The 21,708-nt window shown below is 63.1% G+C and carries 21 protein-coding genes; 9 read left to right on the top strand and 12 right to left on the bottom strand.

Features of this window, described 5'->3' with window-relative positions:
• Positions 1-3 precede the first annotated feature (3 nt).
• From coaD to GGQ74_RS01355, 3 genes are read right to left on the bottom strand one after another with little or no spacing between them, the layout of a single operon-like run.
• Complete coding sequence (coaD, locus tag GGQ74_RS01365) at positions 4-531, bottom strand: pantetheine-phosphate adenylyltransferase (RefSeq protein WP_167939754.1); 528 nt, start codon at positions 529-531, stop codon at positions 4-6.
• Entirely contained in the window at positions 507-1,079 is a 573-nt protein-coding gene (gene rsmD, locus GGQ74_RS01360; RefSeq protein WP_167939753.1) for a 16S rRNA (guanine(966)-N(2))-methyltransferase RsmD, read from the bottom strand. The genes coaD and rsmD overlap by 25 nt, the downstream gene beginning before the upstream one ends.
• A gap of 3 nt (positions 1,080-1,082) precedes the next feature.
• Positions 1,083-2,690 (bottom strand): MBL fold metallo-hydrolase RNA specificity domain-containing protein, encoded by a 1,608-nt coding sequence (locus tag GGQ74_RS01355; protein WP_167939752.1) that lies wholly within the window; start codon positions 2,688-2,690, stop codon positions 1,083-1,085.
• A gap of 150 nt (positions 2,691-2,840) precedes the next feature.
• Between GGQ74_RS01355 and GGQ74_RS01350 the strand changes: the two genes are divergently transcribed.
• The 5 genes from GGQ74_RS01350 to GGQ74_RS16450 all read left to right on the top strand — a co-directional run bounded on the left by GGQ74_RS01350 (position 2,841) and on the right by GGQ74_RS16450 (position 7,747).
• Positions 2,841-3,497, top strand: a complete 657-nt coding sequence (locus GGQ74_RS01350) for a TIGR00730 family Rossman fold protein (protein WP_167939751.1) — start codon at positions 2,841-2,843, stop codon at positions 3,495-3,497.
• Between the two features lie 10 nt (positions 3,498-3,507).
• On the top strand, positions 3,508-4,401 hold the full coding sequence (locus GGQ74_RS01345) for a DMT family transporter (protein ID WP_167939750.1): 894 nt from the start codon (positions 3,508-3,510) through the stop codon (positions 4,399-4,401).
• A 107-nt stretch (positions 4,402-4,508) separates the two neighbouring features.
• Positions 4,509-5,582, top strand: coding sequence for a glycosyltransferase (locus GGQ74_RS01340; RefSeq protein WP_167939749.1), 1,074 nt, complete (start codon positions 4,509-4,511; stop codon positions 5,580-5,582).
• A complete protein-coding gene (locus GGQ74_RS01335; RefSeq protein ID WP_167939748.1) occupies positions 5,579-6,670 on the top strand; it encodes a glycosyltransferase family 9 protein in 1,092 nt (363 codons plus the stop codon). Before GGQ74_RS01340 ends, GGQ74_RS01335 begins: the two co-directional genes overlap by 4 nt.
• Positions 6,671-6,673: 3 nt before the next feature.
• Positions 6,674-7,747, top strand: a complete 1,074-nt coding sequence (locus tag GGQ74_RS16450; protein WP_167939747.1) for a glycosyltransferase — start codon at positions 6,674-6,676, stop codon at positions 7,745-7,747.
• A gap of 80 nt (positions 7,748-7,827) precedes the next feature.
• On the opposite strand, the gene GGQ74_RS01325 is transcribed toward GGQ74_RS16450, so the two are convergent.
• From GGQ74_RS01325 to rsfS, 4 genes are read right to left on the bottom strand one after another with little or no spacing between them, the layout of a single operon-like run.
• Positions 7,828-8,823 (bottom strand): glycosyltransferase family 4 protein, encoded by a 996-nt coding sequence (locus tag GGQ74_RS01325; protein WP_167939746.1) that lies wholly within the window; start codon positions 8,821-8,823, stop codon positions 7,828-7,830.
• 20 nt (positions 8,824-8,843) lie between these two features.
• Complete coding sequence (locus tag GGQ74_RS01320; protein WP_167939745.1) at positions 8,844-9,086, bottom strand: hypothetical protein; 243 nt, start codon at positions 9,084-9,086, stop codon at positions 8,844-8,846.
• Complete coding sequence (gpmI, locus tag GGQ74_RS01315) at positions 9,087-10,631, bottom strand: 2,3-bisphosphoglycerate-independent phosphoglycerate mutase (RefSeq protein ID WP_167939744.1); 1,545 nt, start codon at positions 10,629-10,631, stop codon at positions 9,087-9,089.
• A 55-nt stretch (positions 10,632-10,686) separates the two neighbouring features.
• Positions 10,687-11,070 (bottom strand): ribosome silencing factor, encoded by a 384-nt coding sequence (gene rsfS / locus GGQ74_RS01310; RefSeq protein WP_245168065.1) that lies wholly within the window; start codon positions 11,068-11,070, stop codon positions 10,687-10,689.
• Positions 11,071-11,565: 495 nt separating this feature from the next.
• Between rsfS and GGQ74_RS01305 the strand changes: the two genes are divergently transcribed.
• Entirely contained in the window at positions 11,566-12,867 is a 1,302-nt protein-coding gene (locus GGQ74_RS01305; RefSeq protein ID WP_167939742.1) for a phenylacetate--CoA ligase family protein, read from the top strand.
• A gap of 129 nt (positions 12,868-12,996) precedes the next feature.
• Positions 12,997-13,428, top strand: coding sequence for an ACT domain-containing protein (locus GGQ74_RS01300; RefSeq protein WP_167939741.1), 432 nt, complete (start codon positions 12,997-12,999; stop codon positions 13,426-13,428).
• Positions 13,429-13,517: 89 nt separating this feature from the next.
• Here the strand turns inward: GGQ74_RS01300 and GGQ74_RS01295 are convergent, their stop codons facing one another.
• Positions 13,518-14,366 (bottom strand): mechanosensitive ion channel family protein, encoded by an 849-nt coding sequence (locus tag GGQ74_RS01295; protein ID WP_167939740.1) that lies wholly within the window; start codon positions 14,364-14,366, stop codon positions 13,518-13,520.
• A gap of 202 nt (positions 14,367-14,568) precedes the next feature.
• Between GGQ74_RS01295 and GGQ74_RS01290 the strand changes: the two genes are divergently transcribed.
• Both GGQ74_RS01290 and GGQ74_RS01285 read left to right on the top strand, forming a co-directional pair.
• On the top strand, positions 14,569-15,999 hold the full coding sequence (locus GGQ74_RS01290; protein ID WP_167939739.1) for an RtcB family protein: 1,431 nt from the start codon (positions 14,569-14,571) through the stop codon (positions 15,997-15,999).
• A 32-nt stretch (positions 16,000-16,031) separates the two neighbouring features.
• Positions 16,032-16,526, top strand: a complete 495-nt coding sequence (locus GGQ74_RS01285; RefSeq protein WP_167939738.1) for an SRPBCC family protein — start codon at positions 16,032-16,034, stop codon at positions 16,524-16,526.
• A 66-nt stretch (positions 16,527-16,592) separates the two neighbouring features.
• Here GGQ74_RS01285 and dapB read toward each other — a convergent pair whose 3' ends face one another.
• From dapB to GGQ74_RS01265, 4 genes are all read right to left on the bottom strand, one after another.
• Positions 16,593-17,432, bottom strand: coding sequence for a 4-hydroxy-tetrahydrodipicolinate reductase (gene dapB / locus GGQ74_RS01280; RefSeq protein ID WP_167939737.1), 840 nt, complete (start codon positions 17,430-17,432; stop codon positions 16,593-16,595).
• Between the two features lie 35 nt (positions 17,433-17,467).
• Positions 17,468-19,792: an NAD-dependent DNA ligase LigA gene (gene ligA / locus GGQ74_RS01275; RefSeq protein ID WP_167939736.1), complete on the bottom strand. Its 2,325-nt coding sequence runs from the start codon at positions 19,790-19,792 to the stop codon at positions 17,468-17,470.
• Between the two features lie 50 nt (positions 19,793-19,842).
• Positions 19,843-20,583 (bottom strand): glycosyltransferase, encoded by a 741-nt coding sequence (locus GGQ74_RS01270; RefSeq protein ID WP_342448564.1) that lies wholly within the window; start codon positions 20,581-20,583, stop codon positions 19,843-19,845.
• An 87-nt stretch (positions 20,584-20,670) separates the two neighbouring features.
• Entirely contained in the window at positions 20,671-21,702 is a 1,032-nt protein-coding gene (locus GGQ74_RS01265; protein ID WP_167940962.1) for a potassium channel family protein, read from the bottom strand.
• Positions 21,703-21,708: the final 6 nt, after the last annotated feature.

Below are 21,708 nucleotides of genomic sequence, written 5' to 3'. Positions count from 1 at the left end.
CGGCTACTCTTCGGATTCCCTGCGTTCACGCTCCAACTGGGCGAACTTCGCATAGACGCGCGGAACGATGAGGTTCGGCACCAGCCCCTGAATGTTGCCATCAAGGGACGCGGCCTGCCGGATGATGGACGAACTGATGTACATCCACTTGTAGTCGGTCATAAGGAACACGGTCTGGATGGTGCGGGCCAGACGGCGATTCATGAGCGCCATCTGGAACTCGTACTCGAAATCGCTCACCGCGCGAAGGCCGCGCAGGATGACCGAGGCTCCCCGCCGCATGACGTAGTTGACCAGAAGACCGGTGAAGCCCTCCACGTCGACCCGTGGCGTATCGGCAAACACGGTGCGCGCCATCTCCACCCGCTCGTCGAAGGAGAAGAGCGAGTTCTTGCCCGTATCCTGCGCCACGGCCACAACGACCCTATCGAAGATGGTCAGCCCGCGCTTAACGAGACTCACGTGACCGTTGGTCAGCGGATCGAAGGTGCCGGGGTAGACGGCAATCACTTCACGTTTCTTTTCTTCCATACGATTATCCTGGTCTGTCCGTAGAGTCGGTCCGTAACCGTCTCGAGTCGGGGATTGACTGCCTCGGGGTCGATGCCGAGACCGGCCTCCACCTCGGCCAGCACGTAGCCGTCGTCCGCCAGCCAACCGTGACGCAGCGCCAGTTCCAGTGCGGGAGCGAGCAGGTCCTTGCCATAGGGCGGGTCGATGAACACGAGGTCGTAGGGAACGTCCGGCGCGGTGGGAAGCACCGTGAAGAGGTCCTTGGCCAGCACGCGCGCACGCCTGCCATCCACGCCAAGTTCCTTCAGGTTGTCCGCGATGCAGTTCGCGGCCTTGCGGCTCTTCTCGATGAACAGCGCCTGCCGCGCCCCGCGCGACAGAGCCTCGATGGTCAGACTTCCGCTTCCGGCAAAGAGATCGAGGACGCGGAGCCGTTCCCATTCGATACCCCGCGCCTCAAGCATGGAAAAGATGGCGCCCCGGACCTTGGCAGTGGCCGGGCGATAGCCCGGCCCCTCCACGGAGCGAATGGAGCGCCCTCCGAATTCACCACTGATGATTCTCATTCACTACACTTCCGAAACGAACTCGATGAGTTCCTTGTTGATGGCGAGCAATCTGTCGCGCAGTTCGGTCTGGTCCACCCAGGGCTTGTCCCGGATGACATCCGTGCGCGCGCGAACGTCGGCCAGCTTGGCCTCGGCTTCGGCGAGCAGGTAGTCCCAGTTGATGGCAGGACGGGCGCGTTCCTCGTCCCGCGAGTATTCCAGCGGACGCCCGGCAACCATGGAGCACTCCTCCAGATAATCCGGAATGTGCACCTCAAGGCCGAAACGCTGCGTGATGAGCTCGGCAAGGGTATGCTGGGCGCTGTTTTCACCGTGTACCAGAAACACCTTCATGTCCTGCGTGCGGAAGTGCTCCAGCCATTCGAGTATCTGGCTCTGTCCGGCATGCGCCGAAAAGCCGCCGATGGTGAACACTTTCGCCTTCACGGCGATTTCCTCGCCGAGGATACGAATCTTTTTCGCGCCGTCAACGATTTTACGCCCCGGGGTACCCTTGCCCTGAAATCCCACGAAGACCACGCTGGCCCCCGGACGCCACAAATTGTGCCGCAGATGGTGCTTGATGCGCCCCGCGTTGCACATGCCGCTGGCGGAAATGACGATGGCCGAGCCAGAGGACTGGTTGATGGCCATGGACTGCTGCGTGTCCGAGGTGAAGCGCAGATTGCGAAGCGAGAGCGGGTCCTCGCCAGCCTCGTAGATGGCGCGGGTTTCCTCATCGAAGTAGTCGGCATACTTGCGGAAGACCTCCGTGGCCCTGATAGCCATGGGGCTATCCACATAGACGGGCATGTCGGCGGGCAGGCGACCTTCCTTCTCCAGCAGATGCAGGGTGTAGAGCACCTCCTGCGTGCGCTCCACGGCAAAGGCGGGAATGATGACCTTCTCGCCGTGGCGGTGGCTCCACTCGATGGCGGCGGCCAGTTCGTCGCGGCTTGCGCCCTCGTCCTTGTGGTTGCGGTCGCCGTATGTGGATTCGAGGAAAAGATAATGCGCGTCCTGAATGATGGAGGGATCGCTCATGAGCAACTGGTCCGGACGGCCAAGGTCGCCGGAAAACACGGCCTTGAACTCGCCGCCCTCCTCGGTGACACACAGTTCGATGAACGAGGAGCCGAGGATGTGCCCGGCATCCTTGTAGCGCACGGAGAGTTCGGGGAAGGGATGGAACGGGACGTCGTACTCGACGGTTTCGAGAAGTCCGATGACCTTCTCGGCGTCGGCCATGCCGTAAAGCGGCTCCTCGGTCTTGTTGCCGCGGCGGCTGTACTTGCGGCTTTTCCACTCGGCTTCCATTTCCTGAATGTGCGCGCTGTCGCGCAGCATGATCTCAAGCAGGTCCCGCGTGGGCGGCGTGCAGTATATCCTGCCGGAGAAGCCCTCCCGGGCCATCTTCGGCAACAGGCCGGAATGGTCGATATGCGCATGGGTGATGAGGAAGAACTCGATGTCGCGCGGGCGGTAGTGCTCCACGGACTGATTTCTTTTCTCGATCTCCGTATTGCCCTGATGCATGCCGCAATCCACGGCGAAACGGTGACCTCCGGTCTCCATCATGTGACAGGAGCCTGTGACGGTCTGCGCGGCTCCGAGAAACTGGATCTTCATGCGTACTCCCCGCACCCCGTCCCACCCGGGACGGAATGGATTTTATTGTTTCAAAACGGGCAGAAACGATATATCCACATTTTCAAACGGACCTTCCACATACCCGACGGCATCCCGTCATGTAAAGAACGGACCATCGAAGGAGTTATCGTGACCGATCACAGACAATTTCTCATCGACGAACTTTCCATGCGCGAATCGTGGCGCCTGTTCCGCATTATGGCCGAGATCGTGGACGGCTTCGACACAATGAGCGAAATCAAAAACGGCGTTTCCATCTTCGGCTCGGCACGCGTGAAGCCCGGCGATGCCATCTACACCGAAACCGAAGAACTCGCCGGCAAGCTCGCCCGCGAAGGATACAGCATCATCTCCGGCGGCGGTCCCGGCCTCATGGAAGCCGCCAACAAGGGCGCGAAAGAAGCAGGCGGCGTTTCCGTGGGTCTGCATATCGAACTCCCCATGGAGCAGGACCCGAACCCCTTCTGCACCACACGCGTCGACTTCCGCTATTTCTTCGTGCGCAAGCTCATGTTCATCAAATACGCCACGGCCTACGTGGCCATGCCCGGCGGATTCGGAACGCTGGACGAGCTTTCCGAGGCGCTGGTGCTCATTCAAACCCAGCGCATCAAGCGTTTCCCCATCGTACTCTACAAGTCCGACTACTGGAACGGACTCTTCGACTGGTTCAAGGGGAGCCTCATCGCAGGCGGCTTCGCCAAGGAGAAGGATCTGGACCTCATGACCATCTGCGATACCCCGGACGAGGTGGTGAGCTTCATCCGCCAACACGTCGTCATCTAGGACCGCCGGAATGCACCGGCAGAAGATTGCCTACTGCTACGGACTGGCCACGGTGCTCTTGTGGAGCACCGTGGCCTCCGCTTTCAAAATATCGCTTCGCCATCTGGACCATCTCCAGCTCCTGTTCCTCGCCAGCCTATTCTCCACGGCCACGCTCCTAAGCCTCCTGGCTGCCTCGGGCGGGCTGGGTACGCTCCAAGCCTTCACATGGCGGCAGTGGATGACCTCCGCGCTCTACGGGGCCATGAATCCCTTCCTGTACTACGTCATCCTGTTCAAGGCCTACGCCCTGCTCCCGGCGCAGGAGGCCCAGCCGCTCAACTACACCTGGGCCGTCACGCTGGCGCTCCTGTCCGTGCCGCTTCTGGGCCAGCGCCTCGGGCTGAAGGACTTCGCCGCCATTCTCGTCAGCTATGCGGGCGTGCTCGTCATCTCGACCCACGGCAGACTGGACGGCCTCGCCTTCTCCAACCCGCAAGGCGTGGCGCTGGCGCTGGGAAGCACCGTAATCTGGGCACTGTACTGGATACTCAACACGCGGGACACGCGCCCCCCGGTGGCGGGGCTAGCGGCCAACTTCCTGTTCGGCACCTGCTATGTGACCATCGCCACCATCGCCTTCAGCACTCCCGTCGTCACCGACATCCGCGGCATCGCCGCCGCGGCCTACGTGGGCGTCTTCGAGATGGGCGTCACCTTCGTGCTGTGGCTCAAGGCGCTCAAGCTCTCGGACTCCACGGCGAAGATCGGCAATCTCATCTTCATCTCGCCCTTTCTTTCGCTCGTGTTCATCCACTTTCTCGTGGGAGAGGACATCCTTCCATCGACAATTTCCGGGCTGGGGTTCATCATGGCGGGCATCGCCCTCTCACAATGGACACCCAAGGGAACGCGCAAGCGCTAACCGCACCGAGCGGAGGAGCAAAACCGGCGTTGTCCATGGCCGACCTTTCTGATACCAAGGCCGGGACCAAACAACCGAAACCTTCAAGGCTACATCCCACTACTCGAATGAACATCGTATTCGTCAACGCCACCCGGCGTTTCGGCGGCGTCAAGGCCTGGACTCTCGACCTTGCCTCGCGCCTCAACGCCATGGGTCATACGACAACAATATTCTGCCGCAGAGGCCCCTTTCTGGACAAGGCACGCGAAGCCGGGCTCGACGCCCGACACTTCGTGTTCGGATTCGACTACAACCCGCTTTCCATCTGGCGCTTCATGCGCTTCTTCCGGCAAAACGCCACGGATGTCGTGGTTGTGAACATCGGCAAGGATCTGCGCACCGCAGGCGTGGCCGCACGGCTGGCGGGCATTCCCGTGGTACACCGCGTGGGCCTGCCCGGCGACATGCGCGACACACCAAAGGTGCGAAACACCCACCGGTTCATCGGTCCGCGCGTGCTCGTGCCCTGTGAGGACATGCGCAGACGCCTCGCCTCGGGCATGTCCTTCCTGCGCGAGAGCGAAATCACCGTCATCCCCACCGGAAAGGTCCCCGCGCCAGAAGCGCCCTCCGTGGTGCGCAAGCCGCGTCAACTGGCCGTCACCAGCCAGCTCAATCCCGACAAGGGACACGCGGACCTCCTGCAGGCGCTGAAAATCCTGCGCGACAAGGGCCACGCATTTCATCTCCACATCGCGGGAACCGGCAGTGAGGAACGCAACCTCAAGCGCCTTGCCGAGTCTCTCGGCATCGCGGACTGCGTGACGTGGCACGGTTTCGTGCGCGACGTGCGCCGCGTGCTGCGTCAGGCGGACATCTTCGTCCTGCCCTCGACCTCCGAAGGCCTGCCCAACACCCTGCTCGAAGCCATGGCCGAAGGTCTCGTCCCGGTGGCGCGCAGGGTCGGCGGCATCCCCGAGGCATGGCCAAACGACATCCATCCGCTGGACTCGACGCTCCTCGACCCCGCACCGGGGCCGGAAAACCTCGTTCGCGGCCTTGAAGCCGTGCTCGCGCTCGACAACGAATACATGTTCGACCTGCGCACCCGCGTCTGGGAATGGTTCAGCCGCGAGCACAGCCTCGACCGACGCGCCGAACAATTCCTCGAATTCATGAAAGAGGTCGCCGGACGATGAACGCAGCACCCTGCCCCACCATCGATATCGATCCCGCATCGGTGCGCCGGATTCTCGTCTGCCAGCTCCGCCAGATCGGCGACGTGGTGCTGACCACGCCGTCCATTTCGCTTTTGCGCAAGCGCTTCCCAGACGCACAGATCCACGTGCTGACCATGAAGGTCAACGAAGCGGTGCTGGCCCAGAATCCGGACGTGGACAAGCTGTGGCTCATCGACCGCAACGCCCACCGCAACATCTTCACCCAGTTCCGGTTCTACCTACGCGTCGTGCAGCAGCGCTTCGACATCATCGTCGATTTTCAGCAGCTTCCGCGCATCCGCAACGTCGTGGCGCTGGCGAGATTCTTCAAGCCCTACTCGGAGCGGCAGATTCGCCTGTCCTTCACTCCCCCGTGGTACAACCGCCCGTTCTACACGCACTGGTGCAAGATGATCAACGGGTACGCGGCCAAGGCCAAGGCCAGCGTGCTGCGCCCGCTGGGCATCGAATGGAACGGCGAACGTCCGAGCATGCGCTTCACCACCGAGGAACGGGCGCAGGCGGACGCCACCCTCTACGAACTGGGCATTGGCCGCCACGACTTCCTCGTCACCGTGGACCCGACCCACCGCCGCGAAACGCGTTGCTGGCCCGCAGAGTACTACGGACGCCTCGCCGCCATGGCCGCCGAGGCCAACCCGAGAATCAAATTCCTCGTCTTCCACGGGCCAGGCGAAGAGGAAGAAGTCCAGAAGGTCGAGCAGGCGGCAAACTCCCCCGCTGTCATCGTGCCCAAGCGCCTGTTCTCCATTCGCGAGATGTCGACGCTCATCGCGCGGGCCAACATGCATTTCGGCAACTGCTCGGCACCGCGCCACATTGCCGTGGCCGTGGGCACGCCGACCTTCACCGTGCTCGGTTCGACCAGCAGCGCATGGACCTTCCCCGCGCCGGAACACGAGCACTTCTCACTGGGTCTCGACTGTCAGCCCTGCAACGACAACGCCTGCCGCCTCGGCGACATCCGCTGCCTGCGCAACCTTACGCCCGAACGCCTCCTGCCCGAATTCATGGAGCGCGTGGCCCGCTACGACAGGGAGGCCTGATCCGTGCGCTTCATCTTCATTACCTCAAGCTCGAACCTCTCGGGCGGAACACGACAGGCCATGTACCTTGCCAGCGGACTCATCGCCCGTGGGCACAGCCTGACCTTCTTCGTCCCGCACGACGCACAAATCACTGGGCTCGACGCCGGAATCGACTGGCAGCACCTTCCCGCCGAACGAAACGAATGGCGGCAGTGCGTCGAATCGGCCCTGCCAGCTCCCGGCGAACCGTGCATCGTCCACGCCTTCCACAACAAGGCCAACAAGCGGCTGGCATGGTGGAGCATCACATGGCGCAAACGCGGCGCGGTCTGCGTGGGGTATCGCGGCGTCGTCTATCGCCCCCACAATCCGCTGCCCTACTGGTCGCCGGGCATGGACTGCTTCGTCGTGAATTCCAGCGCCTGTGGCCGCGTGCTGCGAACCGTGGGCTGCCCCAGCCGCAAGATCGAAGTGATCTACAACGGCATTCCTGACACCCGGACCACGCCCACCATGTCCCCTGCGGACATGCGACAGGCTCTCGGCATCCCCGATGGCGTGCCGGTGCTCGGAACGGTGGCCGGCAACAAGCCGGTCAAGGGCGTGGACTATCTGCTGAAAGCCTTCGCCGCCTCCGGCGTGGACGCGCACCTCGTGGCCGTCGGCGCCAACGAGAACATCTGGGCCAACACCCGCGCAGGTCTCGGCCTGAATGGCCGGGTCCACTTCCCGGGACGCGTCGAAAACGTGGCGGACTATCTCCAGACCTTCGACGCCTTCATCCTGCCCTCACTCTCCGAAAGCCTGCCCAACGTGCTCATCGAGGCCTTCGGATTCGGCCTGCCGATCATTGCCACCACCGTCGGCGGCGTGCCGGAAATCGTGACCGACAACGGTCTGCTGGTGCCGCCCAAGCGCGTGGAGCCGCTGACCGGGGCCATCCGCCGCATCTGCGAGGACACGCATGCCCGCGAGCAGTGGGGGCGCGCCAGTCTGCGCCATGCCGCCGAATTCACCATCGACCGCAAGGTGGAGCGCAGCATCGAGGTCTACGACCGCCTGCTGCGCCGCCGTGGCTTCGACGGCATCGCCTGACCGACCATCGAAAACGACAAAAGGGCCGCCCTCCCAAGGAGAGCGGCCCTTCTTCATGCATGATATCCAAAAACGCTGGGCTAAATCAGTTCCAGTTCGCGCCACAGCCTCTCGGCCGCTGCGGAAAGACCGAAACGCGCCACCACGGTCTCGCGGGCATGACGCGCCATTTCGGCACGCAGGTCATGCTCGCGGGCGAGAAGCCCCACATACTCGGCGAAATCGCGCGGGGTCTGAGCAAGGAAGCCGTCCCGGCCATGGGTGATGATCTCCCGATTGAAGCCAACGTCCGAAGCCACGGGCACGACCCCGCAGGCCATGTACTGCAGGAGCTTGAACCCGCATTTGCCGCGCGTGTACTCATCGTCGGTCAAGGGCATGAGGCCGATGTCCATGGCCTGAAGCTGTCCCACCTCCCGCTCGGAATCCCAGAAATCAAAAATGCCGTCGAAGACCTCGGGCAGGGCGTATTCCCTGTCCGAAACCACGTAGACACGCACGGCGTCGGCCACGGACTCCAGACTGTCGAATATCTCCGGCAGAAAGAAATGGTTGCAGGACGTGCCCATCCAGCCGACCACGGGCTGACCCGGCCGGACATGGGCATCGGCGGGAGGGGCATACGCATCCGTGTCGAGGGGCGTGGGCAGGACAAGCTGCTTGCGCGACACATGGCGCACCTTCTCGGCAAGGAAGGAGTTCCCCGCGATGACGAGGTCCACGGCGGAGCACATGCGCTCAAGCCGTCGAAGCGCCTTGGCGTCGGCGGAGGCATCCCTCGCGCCCTGATTCGGGTGACGGGTCCACAAGGCGTCGTCGAAATCGAAGACCAAGCGCTCGCACCGACTACGGAGCAGACGGACGAACAGCGGCGAAAGCAGAGCCTTCTGAACCACAAGCGTCTTCACGCGCGGCAGGCGGAAAAGCAGTGCCATGCGAGCGATGGCGGTCTTGGGCAGGCGAACCCAATCCGCGTCGATACCGCGCTCCCGCGCATCGGCCACAAACGGCAGCACACGAAAACGCACACTCGGGAGTGTCGCTCCCGAGTGGGCAAGCCAAAGCATATCGGACATATATTCTTCTGTTTCTGAAGCTACGCGAAATCGGGGTCGATGCACGCCCGACCGTTGTTGGTGACGACCTTGAAATAGCGCTGGGCGCGCTCGTCGACGGGGATGATGGGAAAACGCCGCGAGCAAGCGTCACAGCGCACGGTTGCGGGCTGGACGGGTGCGACCAGCGGCACGCTGTGCCCACAGTGCGGGCAAGGATAGAAAAAGACCAACTCCACGCCATTGGGGCCGACCGGATCGATCGGCCTGTTCCGTTCACTCACCTAAAAATCCTCCACCAGTGTCCGCCCGGTCATCTCCGCAGGCGGCGTCACCCCCCACAGGGACAGAATCGTGGGCGCGATGTCGCCAAGCCTACCGGGAACGAGCCGCCTCTTAGCAGCGCCATTCTCGATGAGTACGAGCGGAACCTGATTCTTGCTGTGTGCGGTCTGCGGACCGCCGGACGCGTCGATCATCTCCTCGGCGTTGCCGTGGTCGGCGGTCAGAAGCACCCTGCCGCCCCGGGCGAGCACGGCGGGCACGATGCGGGCCACGCACTCGTCAACGGTCTTCACGGCCTTGCACGCGGCGGGAATGATGCCGGTATGCCCCACCATGTCGAGATTGGCCAGATTGAGCACGGCGAAATCGTATCCGCCCTCGCTCCACAGCCGCTCGAACTCGGAGGTCACCTCGTTGGCGCTCATCTCGGGCTTCTGGTCGTAGGTGGCCACCTCGCGCGGGGAGGGAACGAGCTTTCGATCCTCTCCGGAGAAGGGTTCCTCGCGTCCGCAGTTGAAAAAGTACGTCACATGCGCATATTTCTCGGTTTCGGCGATGCGCAACTGCCGAAGGCCCAGCGACGAAACGACCTCCCCCATGCAGCCGGTGAGCGGCACGGGCGGAAAAGCAACGGGCAGCGGAAAAGCCGCCTCGTACATAGTCATGGTCGCCAGACCGCACAGACGGGGACGTCGCGCGCGCTCGAACTCCGCGAATCCGTCATCGAACAGGGTGCGCACGATCTGGCGCGCGCGGTCCGCACGGAAGTTGAAGAAGAACACGGCGTCGCCATCCGCGATGGTCCCGACAGGCTCGCCGTCCGGACCGACCACGATGCGCGGCTTGATGAACTCGTCGAACTCCCCGGCGGCGTAGGCATCACGCACGGCGGCCAGCGGATCGGTCACCTGCTTGCCCTCGCCGCTGGTCATGGCGGCGTAGGCAAGGGCGTTGCGCTCGAAGCGCCGGTCGCGATCCATGGCGTAGTAGCGCCCGGTGATGGTTGCCACGCGGCCCCACCCGATGCGCGCCATCTCAGCGAGCAAACGCTCCATGTAGCCCGCGCCGCTATCGGGAGCGGTATCGCGGCCATCCATGAATGCGTGCACGATCACCTCCACGCCAGCGGCCTTGGCGGCTGCGAGGAGCGCAAAGAGATGATTGATGTGGCTGTGCACGCCGCCGTCGGACAACAGGCCCATCAGATGCAGACGCCCGCCCGTCGCCTTCGCGGAAGCGAGAAGCTCCACCAGAGCGGGACGTTCGGCGAACGTTCCGTCCTCGATGGACATGTCGATGCGGGTCATGTCCTGATAGACGACGCGCCCCGCGCCGATGTTCATGTGTCCGACCTCGGAGTTGCCCATGAATCCGTCCGGCAGTCCCACGGCCCTGCCCGAGCAGTCGAGCGCCGTCGATGGATACTCGCTCTTCAGCCTGTCGAGGGTCGGCGTACCGGCCAGACAGACGGCGTTGCCCTCTCCGGCGGGCGCAATGCCCCAGCCGTCGAGGATGAGCAGAAGTGTGGGAGTGTAATCGGACATGGCTTGCTCCTTTCGGTGATGCCGACGGTTCGGACGCGGATTCGCAGTCTATCGGCTAGTCCGCGTGCTCGGGAAGCTCCAGCTCCACGCGCTCGGCCTCGGCCCACAGGCCTTCGAGGTTGTAGAACGTGCGGCTGTCCTCCTGGAAGATGTGCACGAGCACATCGTTGAGATCGACGAGAATCCATCCGCCGGACTGGTAACCTTCCATGCCGAGGTACTCCCAGCGCACCTCGCCGCAGCGGTCCAGCAGGGTGTCGGCGAGGGCCTGACCGTGCTTCACGCTGCCCGCGCTGACAACCACCAGTCCCTCGGTGATGCTGCACAGTCCGGACACATTCATGGCCATGATGTCACGGCCCTTCTTCTCATCAAGCCACTCGGCAACGATCTTCATCTTCTCGACGGTGCCGGGGGTCTTTTTTACGGTTTCACTCATGTCTTGCAGTTGCTCCTTTTGCTCGCGCATCCAGCGAGGCTCCCCCCGCCGACAGACGCTTCCCGAAGGCAAGCGCCTTGCACACGAAATATTGTGTCCACCCGCATCCAGCCTGCCCCGCCACGGACGAGACGTCCATCGACGATGCGCGACGGTGCGCACAGGCCCGGCCGAAACGACGCGGACGCGACATCACATAAAGCATTTCACACCGGGCCGCAATCACGGTCTGCGCACGCCTTGCACCATTTCCGCCCGTAGCCATCGGAATGCGCCAACCAGCGAATCACCGCGAAACCTGCCGTCCATCTTCGCGAAAGGGGTTGACGCGCAAGCGCAAGATTGTGCAGAGTCGCCGGTACGTCGGGGTATTGTGCGCCAAAACGGCGAAAACTGCACGCCGACGATACGCCGCGCCCGAGCCATTTCCGCCGGGGCGGCATGTTCAATCCTGCTTACGGTACGTTACGATCAACAAGAAGAGGAGATTCGGTAATGCTGTACGATGTCGAAACGGAAACAATGCCACGAGAGGACTTGGAAAAACTCCAGTTGAGGCGACTTCAAAGCCTCGTCGAAAGAGTTTATGCCAACGTTCCCTTCTACCGCAAGAAACTGGATGAGAAAGGCGTAAAGCCCGCCGACATCCGTAGCCTTTCCGACGTCCAGTACCTACCGTTTACCGAAAAGCAGGATCTCCGGAACAACTATCCCTTCGGCCTGTTTGCTGTGCCGAGGGAAAACGTGGTGCGCATCCACTCCTCAAGCGGCACCACGGGCAAGGCCACCGTCGTCGGCTACACCCGGCGCGACGTGCGCACCTGGGCCAGCCTCATGGCGCGCTCCTTCGTCGCCGCCGGAGCCAACTCGGCGGACATCGTGCACAATGCGTACGGCTACGGCCTGTTCACGGGCGGGCTTGGCGTGCACTACGGCGCGGAGGAACTGGGGGCGACCATCGTACCCGTCTCCGGCGGTAGCACGCGCCGTCAGGTGCAGTTGCTCAAGGACTTCGGCCCCACGGTCATCTGCAGCACGCCGTCCTACATGCAGTACCTTTATGAAGCCGCCGTGGATGCGGGCATCGACATCAAGGAACTTCCGCTGCGCATCGGCATCTTCGGCGCGGAGCCGTGGACCGAGGAAATGCGCCGCGATCTGGAAAACAAGCTCGGCATCACAGCCGTGGACATCTACGGTCTGTCCGAGATCATGGGCCCCGGCGTGGCCATCGAGTGCCGCGAGGCGCAAAACGGCCTGCACATGGCCGAGGACCACTTCCTGCCCGAGATCATCGACCCCGTCACCGGCGAGCCCCTGCCCGCAGGCTCCGTGGGCGAGCTGGTCATCACCACGCTGACCAAGGAGGCCCTGCCGCTTCTGCGCTACAGAACGCGCGACCTCACCCGCCTCGACTACGTGCCCTGCAAGTGCGGCCGCACCCACGTGCGCATGCACCGCATCATGGGCCGCAGCGACGACATGCTCATCATTCGCGGCGTCAACGTGTTCCCCTCGCAGATCGAGAGCATCATCCTCGAAACCGAGGGCACCGCGCCGCACTACCAGATCATCGTCAAGCGCGAAGCCTCCCTCGATACCATGGAAATCCGCGTGGAAGTGGACGAGAAGTTCCTCAGCCACGAAATCCGCGGCCTGCAGATGCTCGAAGGCAAAATCCAGAAGAGCATCAAGGAATTCCTCGGCGTCACGGCCAAGGTCAAGCTGGTGGAGCCCAAGACCATCGAGCGCTCCGAGGGCAAGGCCAAGCGCATCATCGACCTGCGCAACAGCTAGCATCACGAGCGGCGGGCCATGCGGTCCGCCGCTTGCCAACACGACCGTTTATCGGATAGAAAATCGGCAACCGTTCCTCCTTGTTGGAGAATGACGGCACCAGAACGCTGAAACGGGAGACGCTATACAATGAAATCCGAACAGATTTCCATTTTCCTGGAGAACAGAGCGGGCCGCCTTGCGGAGGTCACCCGAGTGCTGAGCGAAAACAAGGTGAACATCCGGGCGCTGTCCCTGGCCGACACCTCGGACTTCGGCATCCTCAGGCTCATCGTGGACGACTTCGAGAAGGCCAAGACCGTTCTCAAGGACAACGGCTTCACCGTGGGGCGGACCACCGTGGTCGCGGCGGAAGTCGCCGACCAGCCCGGCGGCCTGCATGCCATCCTCGGCATGCTGTCCGAACACGGCGTGAACGTGGAATACATGTATGCCTTCGTGCAGCAGAGCGGCAAGAACGCCGTCATGATCTTCCGCTTCGACCGCACCGATCAGGCCATCGAAATCCTTCAGAAGAACAACATCAAGATCATTCCCGGCGATCAGCTGTACAAGATGTAATCTCTTGCACGGTTCGAGTCGGCAAGAAAAAGGGCCGGTCCCCGCGAGGGGGCCGGCCCTTGTCCGTTTGTGCGAAATGCAGTGCGCGTCTAGCCCTGCGCGCCTGCGACGATGTGCACATCGCGCTGGGGGAAGGGAATGCTAATGCCCTCGGCGTCGAAGGCCTTCTTGATGCGCTCGGTGAGCGCCCAGTAGACGTCCCAGTAGTCGGTGCTCTTCACCCACGGACGCACCACGATGTTCACGCTGGACTCGCCGAGTTCGTTCACCGCGACAACGGGTGCCGGATCGGCCAGAAGGCGGCTTTCCTCACCAAGGATGCGCAGGATGACCTCGCGCGCCTTGTCGATGTCGTCCCCGTAGCCAATGCCGAAGACGAGGTCCACGCGCCGGGTGGAGTTAGCAGTCACGTTGGTGATGACTCCGCCGGTCAGCATCGAGTTCGGCACGATGACCTTCTGGTTGTCCGGCGTACGCAGCTCCGTATTGAAGATGCTCAGCCGTTCGACGGTTCCGGCCACTCCCGCGCCAAGCACGTAGTCACCCACCTTGAACGGCCTGAAGATGACAAGCATGACGCCCGCCGCGAAGTTCGACAGCGAATCCTTGAGGGCGAGGCCTACGGCCAGACCGGCAGCGCCGAACACAGCAATGAGCGACGTGACGTTCACGCCCAGATGCGACAGCGCGGCAATGGCCACGGCGGCAAGCATGGTATAGTAGATGATGGCCTTTACAAAGCTCGCCAGCAACTCATCGGAACTCTGCCGCAGCAGCACACGCCCGGCAAAACGCGACAGAATGCGGGCAATCCACCGTCCGGCATAGAATATGAGCAAGGCAAAGGGAATGCGCAATCCGTTCGCCATCAGCCAGTTCACTGAGAACTCCGTCCACTGGACCACGGCTTGCGCGGATGCGATATCTTCCGGATTCATCTGATCTCCTCCGATTTCTGATGGAATGGGTAACCATCCAAGCATATAGCCCAAGCCCGACGCCAAGGAAAGCCTGTTTCGCCAAGCGCCGCTGACGCCGTTGCAGTCCATCTGCCGCGTGGGCCACAACGCTTTTCCGCTGGACACCGCCGCGCCCCCGTGAGGTATCATCGTCCAACACCGCTCCAAGGAGGCCCGCGCCATGAAGCTCTCGCAATTCAAACAGCTCACGGATTTCCGCTGGGAAATCGAACCATACGGCGACATGCGAGTGCCGGGCATCATCTTCGCCTCGGCGGACCTGCTGCGGCAGATGGAGGACGACGTGGGGCGTCAGTTGCGCGCCGTAGCCTCGCTTCCGGGCATTCGCGGCGCGGCGCTGGCCATGCCGGACGCCCACGTGGGCTACGGCTTCCCCATCGGCGGCATCGGCGTCTTCGACCCGGCCGAGGGCGGCGTAATCAGCGCGGGCGGCGTGGGCTTTGACATCGCCTGCGGCGTGCGCTGCCTGCGCACGGGCCTGCACAGGGACGACATCCTTACCGTGCAGGAGGAACTGGCGGATACCCTTTTCGCACATGTGCCCTGCGGCGTCGGCTCCACGGGCGGCATCCGCCTCTCGACGTCTGAAATCGACGACATGCTAAAGGACGGCGCGAAATGGGCCGTCCGCAATGGCTACGGCACGCAGGCCGACCTCGACCACACGGAGGAAGGCGGCAGAATGCCCGGAGCGGACCCGTCCCAAGTGTCGGACACTGCCAAAAAGCGCCAGCGCGACGAGATGGGCACCCTCGGTTCCGGCAATCACTATCTTGAAATCCAGTACGTGGAGGAGGTCTTCGACGAAAAGGCCGCGACGGCCTACGGACTTGCGGAAGGCGACGCCGTGGTGTGCATCCACTGCGGATCGCGCGGGCTGGGGCACCAGATCGGCACGGACTACCTCGCGCGGATGCTCAAGGCCATGCCGCGCCACGGCATCCCGGTGACGGACAGGGAACTGGCCTGCGCCCCGGCTGCGTCGGAACTGGGGCAGGACTATCTCGGTGCCATGCGAAGCGGCATCAACTGCGCGCTGGCCAACCGCCAGATCATCACCCACCTCGTGCGCGAAGCCTTTGCAGAGGTGCTACCCGAGGCGCGGCTCTCGCTCATCTACGACGTCTCGCACAACACCTGCAAGGAAGAGACGCACCGCGTGGACGGACGCGAACGACGGCTTCTGGTGCACCGCAAGGGTGCCACACGCGCCCTACCGCCCGGCCACCCTTCCCTGCCACACGAATACGCCAAGGCAGGCCAGCCCGCCTTCATCGGCGGCAGCATGGGCACGGCGTCGTACATCCTCACCGGCACGCAAACCGGAATGGACGACGCCTTCGGCTCCATCTGCCACGGCGCGGGCCGCGCCATGAGCCGCAAGAAGGCCAAGGCCTCCTTCCGGGGCCGTGAGGTCATCGAAAAACTCCACCGCCACGGCATCCACATCCGCACGTCATCCTACAAGGGCGCGGCGGAAGAGGCCCCGGAGGCCTACAAGGACATCGACATGGTCATCGACGCCACCACCGGAGCGGACATCGCCAGCAAGGTCACGCGAATGCGCCCGCTGGTGTGTGTGAAAGGGTGAAACGATCCGCCGAACCATGCTACACTGGCCCGATGCTGCATACCCTCGTGCGCAACCAGATGCTGCCCGTCGGGATTGACGAGGCGTGGGCGTTTTTCTCGAATCCGGCCAATCTGCGGAGCATAACGCCCGATTGGCTGTGCTTCGACATGACGTGCCCACCGCCCAGCACCATCCATCCCGGGCAGATATTCACCTACACCATCACGCCATTCGCGGGCATAGCCGTGGATTGGGTCACTGAGATCACCCACGTTGTAGAGCCAAAACTCTTCGTGGACGAGCAGCGTTTCGGGCCCTACCGCTTCTGGCACCATCAGCACCATTTCGAGCGGAAAAACGGCGGAACGCACATGATGGACATCGTCAACTACGCCCTGCCCCTCGGCTGGCTGGGCGACATCATCGAAAGCCTGATCGTGCGCCCACGGCTTCGCGCCATCTTCGAATTCCGCAAGGACGCGCTGGAATGCACATTCAAAACGAACGGCACCCACGGCCCGAAGCCACTCGGCAAAGTGGGATAAGCCCCACACATAAAAGAAAGGAGAGCCTCTCGACTCCCCTTTCCCGCGAACATTTTCCGAAACGGACTAGCCCGCCACCACGTCGGCCATGGCGTAGAGCTTGCCAGCCGAGCGCCCGGTCATCCACTTGGCGGCGCGGATGGAGCCCTGCGCGAAGGTATCGCGCGAATGGGCCTGATGCGTCACCTCGATGCGCTCGCCGGGGCCCATGAAATACATGGTGTGCACACCCACCACATCGCCACCGCGAATGGTCTGCACGCCGATTTCCTTCTTCGGGCGCGCGCCGATGATGCCTTCGCGGCAGTAGGTGCCAACTTCCTTGAGGTCCCACTCGCGGGCATCGGCAAGGCACTCCGCCAGCTTCAGGGCCGTGCCGCTCGGCGCGTCCTTCTTCTGGTTGTGGTGCAGCTCCACCATCTCGATGTCGTAATCGAGGCCAAGCTTCTTCACGAGTTCGGGCAGCACCTGCAACAACACGTTCACGCCCACGCTCATGTTCGGTGCCCAGAAGGTGGGATTTTCCGCCGCGATGGAGCGAAGTTCGTCCAGTTCCTCGGGAGCGAAGCCCGTGGTGCCGATGACGATGGGATTGCCGTTGGCCGCGCAGGCGCGGGCATTGGCAAGGCTCGCCTGCGGAGCGGTGAAGTCGATGACCACGGCTCCGGGATGCATGGGCAGCACCTCCGCGAGGTCGGTCCCCACGGTGCAGCCCAGAAGCTCAAGGCCACTCTCGTTGCCGGGCCGTTCGATAACGGCGGCGAGTTCGGCGTCAGGATCGTTGCGAATAAGGCCCACAATGGTGGAGCCCATGCGCCCCTTGGCGCCCATGACGATAATCCGGGTGCCCGTGCTCTCCTCGGCGGAAATGGGGGCGGATTCGGTAATGAAAATCGGGGTGCTCATGTTCTCCTCCGAAAAGGTTCCTGTGTGATCAGTAATCAAAAAAGCTTCAACTGCGTCGGTGAACCGGAGCCCTTCCCGGGCTTCGACGTCTCCTTGCCCTTGGACTCGGCCTCGGCGGGTTCCCCATCCGGAGCGGACGCCACGGCAGGCGCATCCCCGGCGGAAGGCTCCACCGGCGCTTCAACAGCGGCATCGGATGGCGGCACAGCTTCAGCGACAGGCTCGGCTTCAAGCGGCACATCCTCGTTGCCACGCGCCACATCGGCCTGCGCGGCAATCGGCGCGGATTCGGGCATCGCGGCGTCCACCGCGTCCGAAGCGGCCGACTCGTCGAGCAGACGCAGGAAACCATCGAGATCGAGGACCGTCAAACCAAGGGACTCGGCCTTGGCGAGCTTGCTTCCGGCCTTCTCGCCCACAACCACGTAGTCCACGTTCTTCGAGATGGTCTTGACCACCTTGCCGCCAGCGGCCTCGGCCATGCGCGCCGCATCGGGCCGCGACATGCCGGGCAGCGTGCCGGTAAAGATGAAGGTCCGGCCCGAGAGCGGGCCCTCGGCCTCTTCACCCGCCGTGTCCGCAGGCACGTTTTCTGGCCACAACTTCAACTCGCGAAATTCCCGCACCAGACGCTGATTGTCGGCGTTATGGAAGAAGGCGCGGATGCTGCCCGCCACCTCCGGCCCGATGTCGGGCAGTGCGGTCAGCTCCTCCTGCGTGGCCCCGGCTATGGCGTCGAGGTCCGCGAAGGTGCGCCCGAGGGTCCGGGCGGTCTGCTCGCCCACGTGGCGAATGCCCATGGCCGCGACAAGGCGCTCCAACGCTGCGCCGGTGCGGGCGGCGTCGATGGCGGCCTTGACGTTGGCGGCGGACTTCGGTCCCATGCGCTCAAGGAACAGGATATCCGAAATGTTCAGGCGGAACAGGTCAGACGGGCTTTTCACGATGCCCTTGTCCACCAACTGCTCCACGAACTTCACGCCCACGCCGGACATGTCCAGCCCGGCCTTGGACACGAAATGCGCTATCCTGCGCCGCAGCACAGACGGACAGGAAACGTTGAGGCACCGGATGGCGACCTCTCCGGGCAACCTGTCCACGGGTGACCCGCACGAGGGGCAGGTCTCGGGAAATTCGAAGGGATGTTCCTCCCCGGTGCGCTTCTCCACCACCGGACCGACGACCTCGGGGATGACGTCGCCCGCGCGCTGGACCTTGACGGTATCACCCACCAGCAGCCCCTTGGCGCGAATCTCATCCTCATTGTGCAGCGTCGCGCGGGAGACGACCACGCCGCCCACCTCCACGGGCCGCAGCATGGCCACAGGCGTCAGCACGCCGGTGCGGCCCACCTGCACCTCAATGGCTTCGAGCACGGTCTCGGCCTGCCGGGCCGGAAACTTGAGGGCCATGGCGAAACGCGGCGCGCGGCCGGTGAATCCCAGTGCCTCCTGCGCCGCGAGGTCGTCCACCTTGGCCACCACGCCGTCGATCTCCACGGGCAAGTCGTCGCGCTGTTCCCCCAGCCGCTCGTAGTAGGCGGCCACCTCGGCGGCATTGGCGCACACCTGCGCCTGCGGCGGCACGGTGAAGCCTGCGGCGGCGAGATAGTTCATCATGCCGCCATGCGTACTCCACGGCAGGGAGCCGGACGCGAAGCGCGCCTCGCCCACGCCATAGGCGATGAAGCTGAGCCGCCGCGACGCCGTGATGCGCGAATCGAGCAGACGCAGGGAACCGGCGGCCGCGTTTCGCGGGTTGGCAAAGGGCTTGCCGCCGTCCTCCTCCTGCTGGCGATTGAGGTTCTGGAAATCCTTCTTGAGCATGACCACTTCGCCGCGCACTTCCAGAAGCTCCGGCGTATCGGAGACATCAAGCGTCAGCGGCAGATTGCGCACGGTACGCATATTGTCCGTGACCACCTCGCCCCGTACGCCGTCGCCACGGGTCAGCGCCAGCGTGAACGCGCCGTTCTCGTAGACGACCTCGCAGGCCAGTCCGTCGAGCTTGGGGTCCGCCCAGAAGGCTATGGACTCTTCGGTCTCAAGGCCCTTGCGCACACGCAGGGCAAACTCCGCCCACTCGTCCGTGTTGAACACGTTGTCGAGGCTGTACATGGGGCGGCGATGGTCGCGCTGCACAAATCCGGGCGCGGGCGCGCCACCCACTCGACGGGAGGGAGAATTGGGGTCATCCAGTTCGGGATGAAGCTTCTCAAGGTCCTTCAGTTCACGGAAAAGCGCGTCGTACTCGGAGTCCGGAATTTCTGGATCGTCGAGGACGTAATAGCGTCGATTGTGATATTCAAGCAGGCGGCGAAGTTCCGCCACCCGCTGGCGTGCCTGTGCGAGGTCGCTCATGCGGCGGCCTCCTGCGGAAATATGGGGTGCATGTCGGTCATGATCTCTGGTTATTCGTTCATTCTGTAGCGCTTGCGAGCCAAAAGCGTCTCATTTCGCGAGCGCAGCTTGTCCCGCCGTTCGGCGGTCTCGGGGGAAAGGAAATACAGACCCAGCACCTCGGGAATCAAGCGGAAATTCTCCCTACGAGCGATGCGCAGCCAGAATTCGTAATCCCCGCAGACCTCGAAGTCACGGTCGAAATATCCGTAGGTCCCATGCAGGGACCGCCGCCACATGGGGTGCGGCCCCACGAAGTTGTAGCGAAAGAACTCGCGCCGGTCGAACTCCGGCCAGTCGGTCGCACCAATGGGCGTGCAGTCCGCAAAGGTCTGGTTCGGCGTGGCCGTGATGCGCGAATTGGCATACACCAGCGCCACGTCGGGGTTCTCGTCGAGGGTCCGCGCCATGACCTCGAAGGCGTCGCTGCGGTGGCGATCATCGGCATTGGCATTGGTGAGGTAGCGCCCGGTGGCGGCACGCGCCCCGCGCGTCCACGCCGCATAGATGGTCTCCCGCTCCTCGGTGCGGATGAGCCTGACGTTCGGATGCGAACGCCGATACTCCTCCACAATGGCGCTTTCGTTCTCGGGCGAGCCGGAATCAATGACGATGATCTCCAACCTCTCGCCGATGGTCTGCCCCAGCAGATCGTCGAGACAGCCGCGCAGAAACCGCTCGCAGCGGTACGCGGACACGATGGCGGTGACGATGATCTCCCGCCCGGTTCCCTTCATCCCGGATTCGCTCACAACTCCCCCCAAAAGGACGAAAAGGCCCGCCTCGCACCATGCGCGAAACGGGCTTCGGCTAGCGACGACGCGGAAACATCCCCGCCGCTAGATGATTTCCCAAAGTTCGCGCAGGTTTTCCTTGTTGCCGACAATGACGATGGTGTCGCCCTCCTCCAGCACTGTCTGCGCGGAAGGATTGAAGATCATTTTGCCATCGGCCTTCTTGATGCTGATGACGATGATGTTGAAACGCTGGCGCAACTTGGACTCGATGAGATTCTTGCCCTTGAACTCGCTGCGTTCGGTAATCTCCAGCTCTTCCATGTTGAGGTCCAGCTCGTGCTTGGACAGGGTCAGTTCGAGGAAGCTGGTCACCGTGGGCCGCAGCACGGACTGCGCCATGCGCACACCACCAAGGGTGTGCGGCAGCATCACGCGGTCCGCCCCCGCGCGTTCGAGGCGCGAGATGTGCGTCTCGTGGTCGGCACGGGCCACGATGTACAGATCAGGATTGATCTGACGCGCCGTGAGCGCCACGTAGACGTTGTCCGCCTCCTGCGACAGGGCGGTGATGAGTGCCTTGGCGCGGGAAATGCCCGCGCGGTCGAGCACCTCGTCGTCCGTGGCATCGCCGGATATGTAGAGGACATCGTCCTCCTCCATCTTCGCCAGCAAATCCGGAGCCTTCTCGATGGAGACGACGGGAATGCCCTCGCGCAGTATCTCGCGCACGGCGATGCTACCGATGCGGCCATACCCGCAGACGATGATGTGATTCGAAAGACCGTCAATCGCCTTCTGCACTCTGAGTCTCCCCCATACGGTTTGCAGCCGCCCTTCAACGAGAATCTGGGTGAACGATCCGACGAGAAACGCGAAGTTGCCCACGCCGAGCAAAATGAGAATGCTCGTGAGAATCATCCCCTTCTCGGACAGGGGATGCACTTCCTCGAATCCCACGGTGGACAGTGCGATAAGCACCATGAAGAAACTGTCGAGGTAGTTCCAGCCCTCGATCTCCATATAGGCGTACACGCCGCCGAAAAAGATGAGGAACAGCGTCACCGTCCCCATGAGGAGAGGAAAGAAGCTGCCGTACCTCCGGCGGAGATTCGAAACCCGAACCTGACTGAACATCCTGCC

This window comes from Desulfobaculum xiamenense, assembly GCF_011927665.1.
In the GTDB taxonomy this organism is placed as follows: Bacteria; Desulfobacterota; Desulfovibrionia; order Desulfovibrionales; family Desulfovibrionaceae; genus Desulfobaculum; species Desulfobaculum xiamenense.
The sequence above is the reverse complement of the archived record's forward strand: the minus strand, read 5'-3'. Positions and strand labels throughout refer to the sequence as shown.

Bases quoted from the DNA above. Each gene is read 5' to 3' on its own strand.
- GGQ74_RS01295 (WP_167939740.1), bottom strand. From the start codon at position 14,366: ATGAATCCGGAAGATATCGCATCCGCGCAAGCCGTGGTCCAGTGGACG.
- gpmI (WP_167939744.1), bottom strand. From the start codon at position 10,631: ATGTCCGATTACACTCCCACACTTCTGCTCATCCTCGACGGCTGGGGC.
- GGQ74_RS01265 (WP_167940962.1), bottom strand. From the start codon at position 21,702: ATGTTCAGTCAGGTTCGGGTTTCGAATCTCCGCCGGAGGTACGGCAGC.
- GGQ74_RS01335 (WP_167939748.1), top strand. From the start codon at position 5,579: ATGAACGCAGCACCCTGCCCCACCATCGATATCGATCCCGCATCGGTG.
- GGQ74_RS01340 (WP_167939749.1), top strand. From the start codon at position 4,509: ATGAACATCGTATTCGTCAACGCCACCCGGCGTTTCGGCGGCGTCAAG.
- GGQ74_RS01290 (WP_167939739.1), top strand. From the start codon at position 14,569: ATGAAGCTCTCGCAATTCAAACAGCTCACGGATTTCCGCTGGGAAATC.
- GGQ74_RS01305 (WP_167939742.1), top strand. From the start codon at position 11,566: ATGCTGTACGATGTCGAAACGGAAACAATGCCACGAGAGGACTTGGAA.
- GGQ74_RS01285 (WP_167939738.1), top strand. From the start codon at position 16,032: ATGCTGCATACCCTCGTGCGCAACCAGATGCTGCCCGTCGGGATTGAC.
- GGQ74_RS01325 (WP_167939746.1), bottom strand. From the start codon at position 8,823: ATGTCCGATATGCTTTGGCTTGCCCACTCGGGAGCGACACTCCCGAGT.
- GGQ74_RS01300 (WP_167939741.1), top strand. From the start codon at position 12,997: ATGAAATCCGAACAGATTTCCATTTTCCTGGAGAACAGAGCGGGCCGC.
- GGQ74_RS01345 (WP_167939750.1), top strand. From the start codon at position 3,508: ATGCACCGGCAGAAGATTGCCTACTGCTACGGACTGGCCACGGTGCTC.
- rsfS (WP_245168065.1), bottom strand. From the start codon at position 11,070: ATGAGTGAAACCGTAAAAAAGACCCCCGGCACCGTCGAGAAGATGAAG.
- GGQ74_RS01355 (WP_167939752.1), bottom strand. From the start codon at position 2,690: ATGAAGATCCAGTTTCTCGGAGCCGCGCAGACCGTCACAGGCTCCTGT.
- rsmD (WP_167939753.1), bottom strand. From the start codon at position 1,079: ATGAGAATCATCAGTGGTGAATTCGGAGGGCGCTCCATTCGCTCCGTG.
- coaD (WP_167939754.1), bottom strand. From the start codon at position 531: ATGGAAGAAAAGAAACGTGAAGTGATTGCCGTCTACCCCGGCACCTTC.
- ligA (WP_167939736.1), bottom strand. From the start codon at position 19,792: ATGAGCGACCTCGCACAGGCACGCCAGCGGGTGGCGGAACTTCGCCGC.
- dapB (WP_167939737.1), bottom strand. From the start codon at position 17,432: ATGAGCACCCCGATTTTCATTACCGAATCCGCCCCCATTTCCGCCGAG.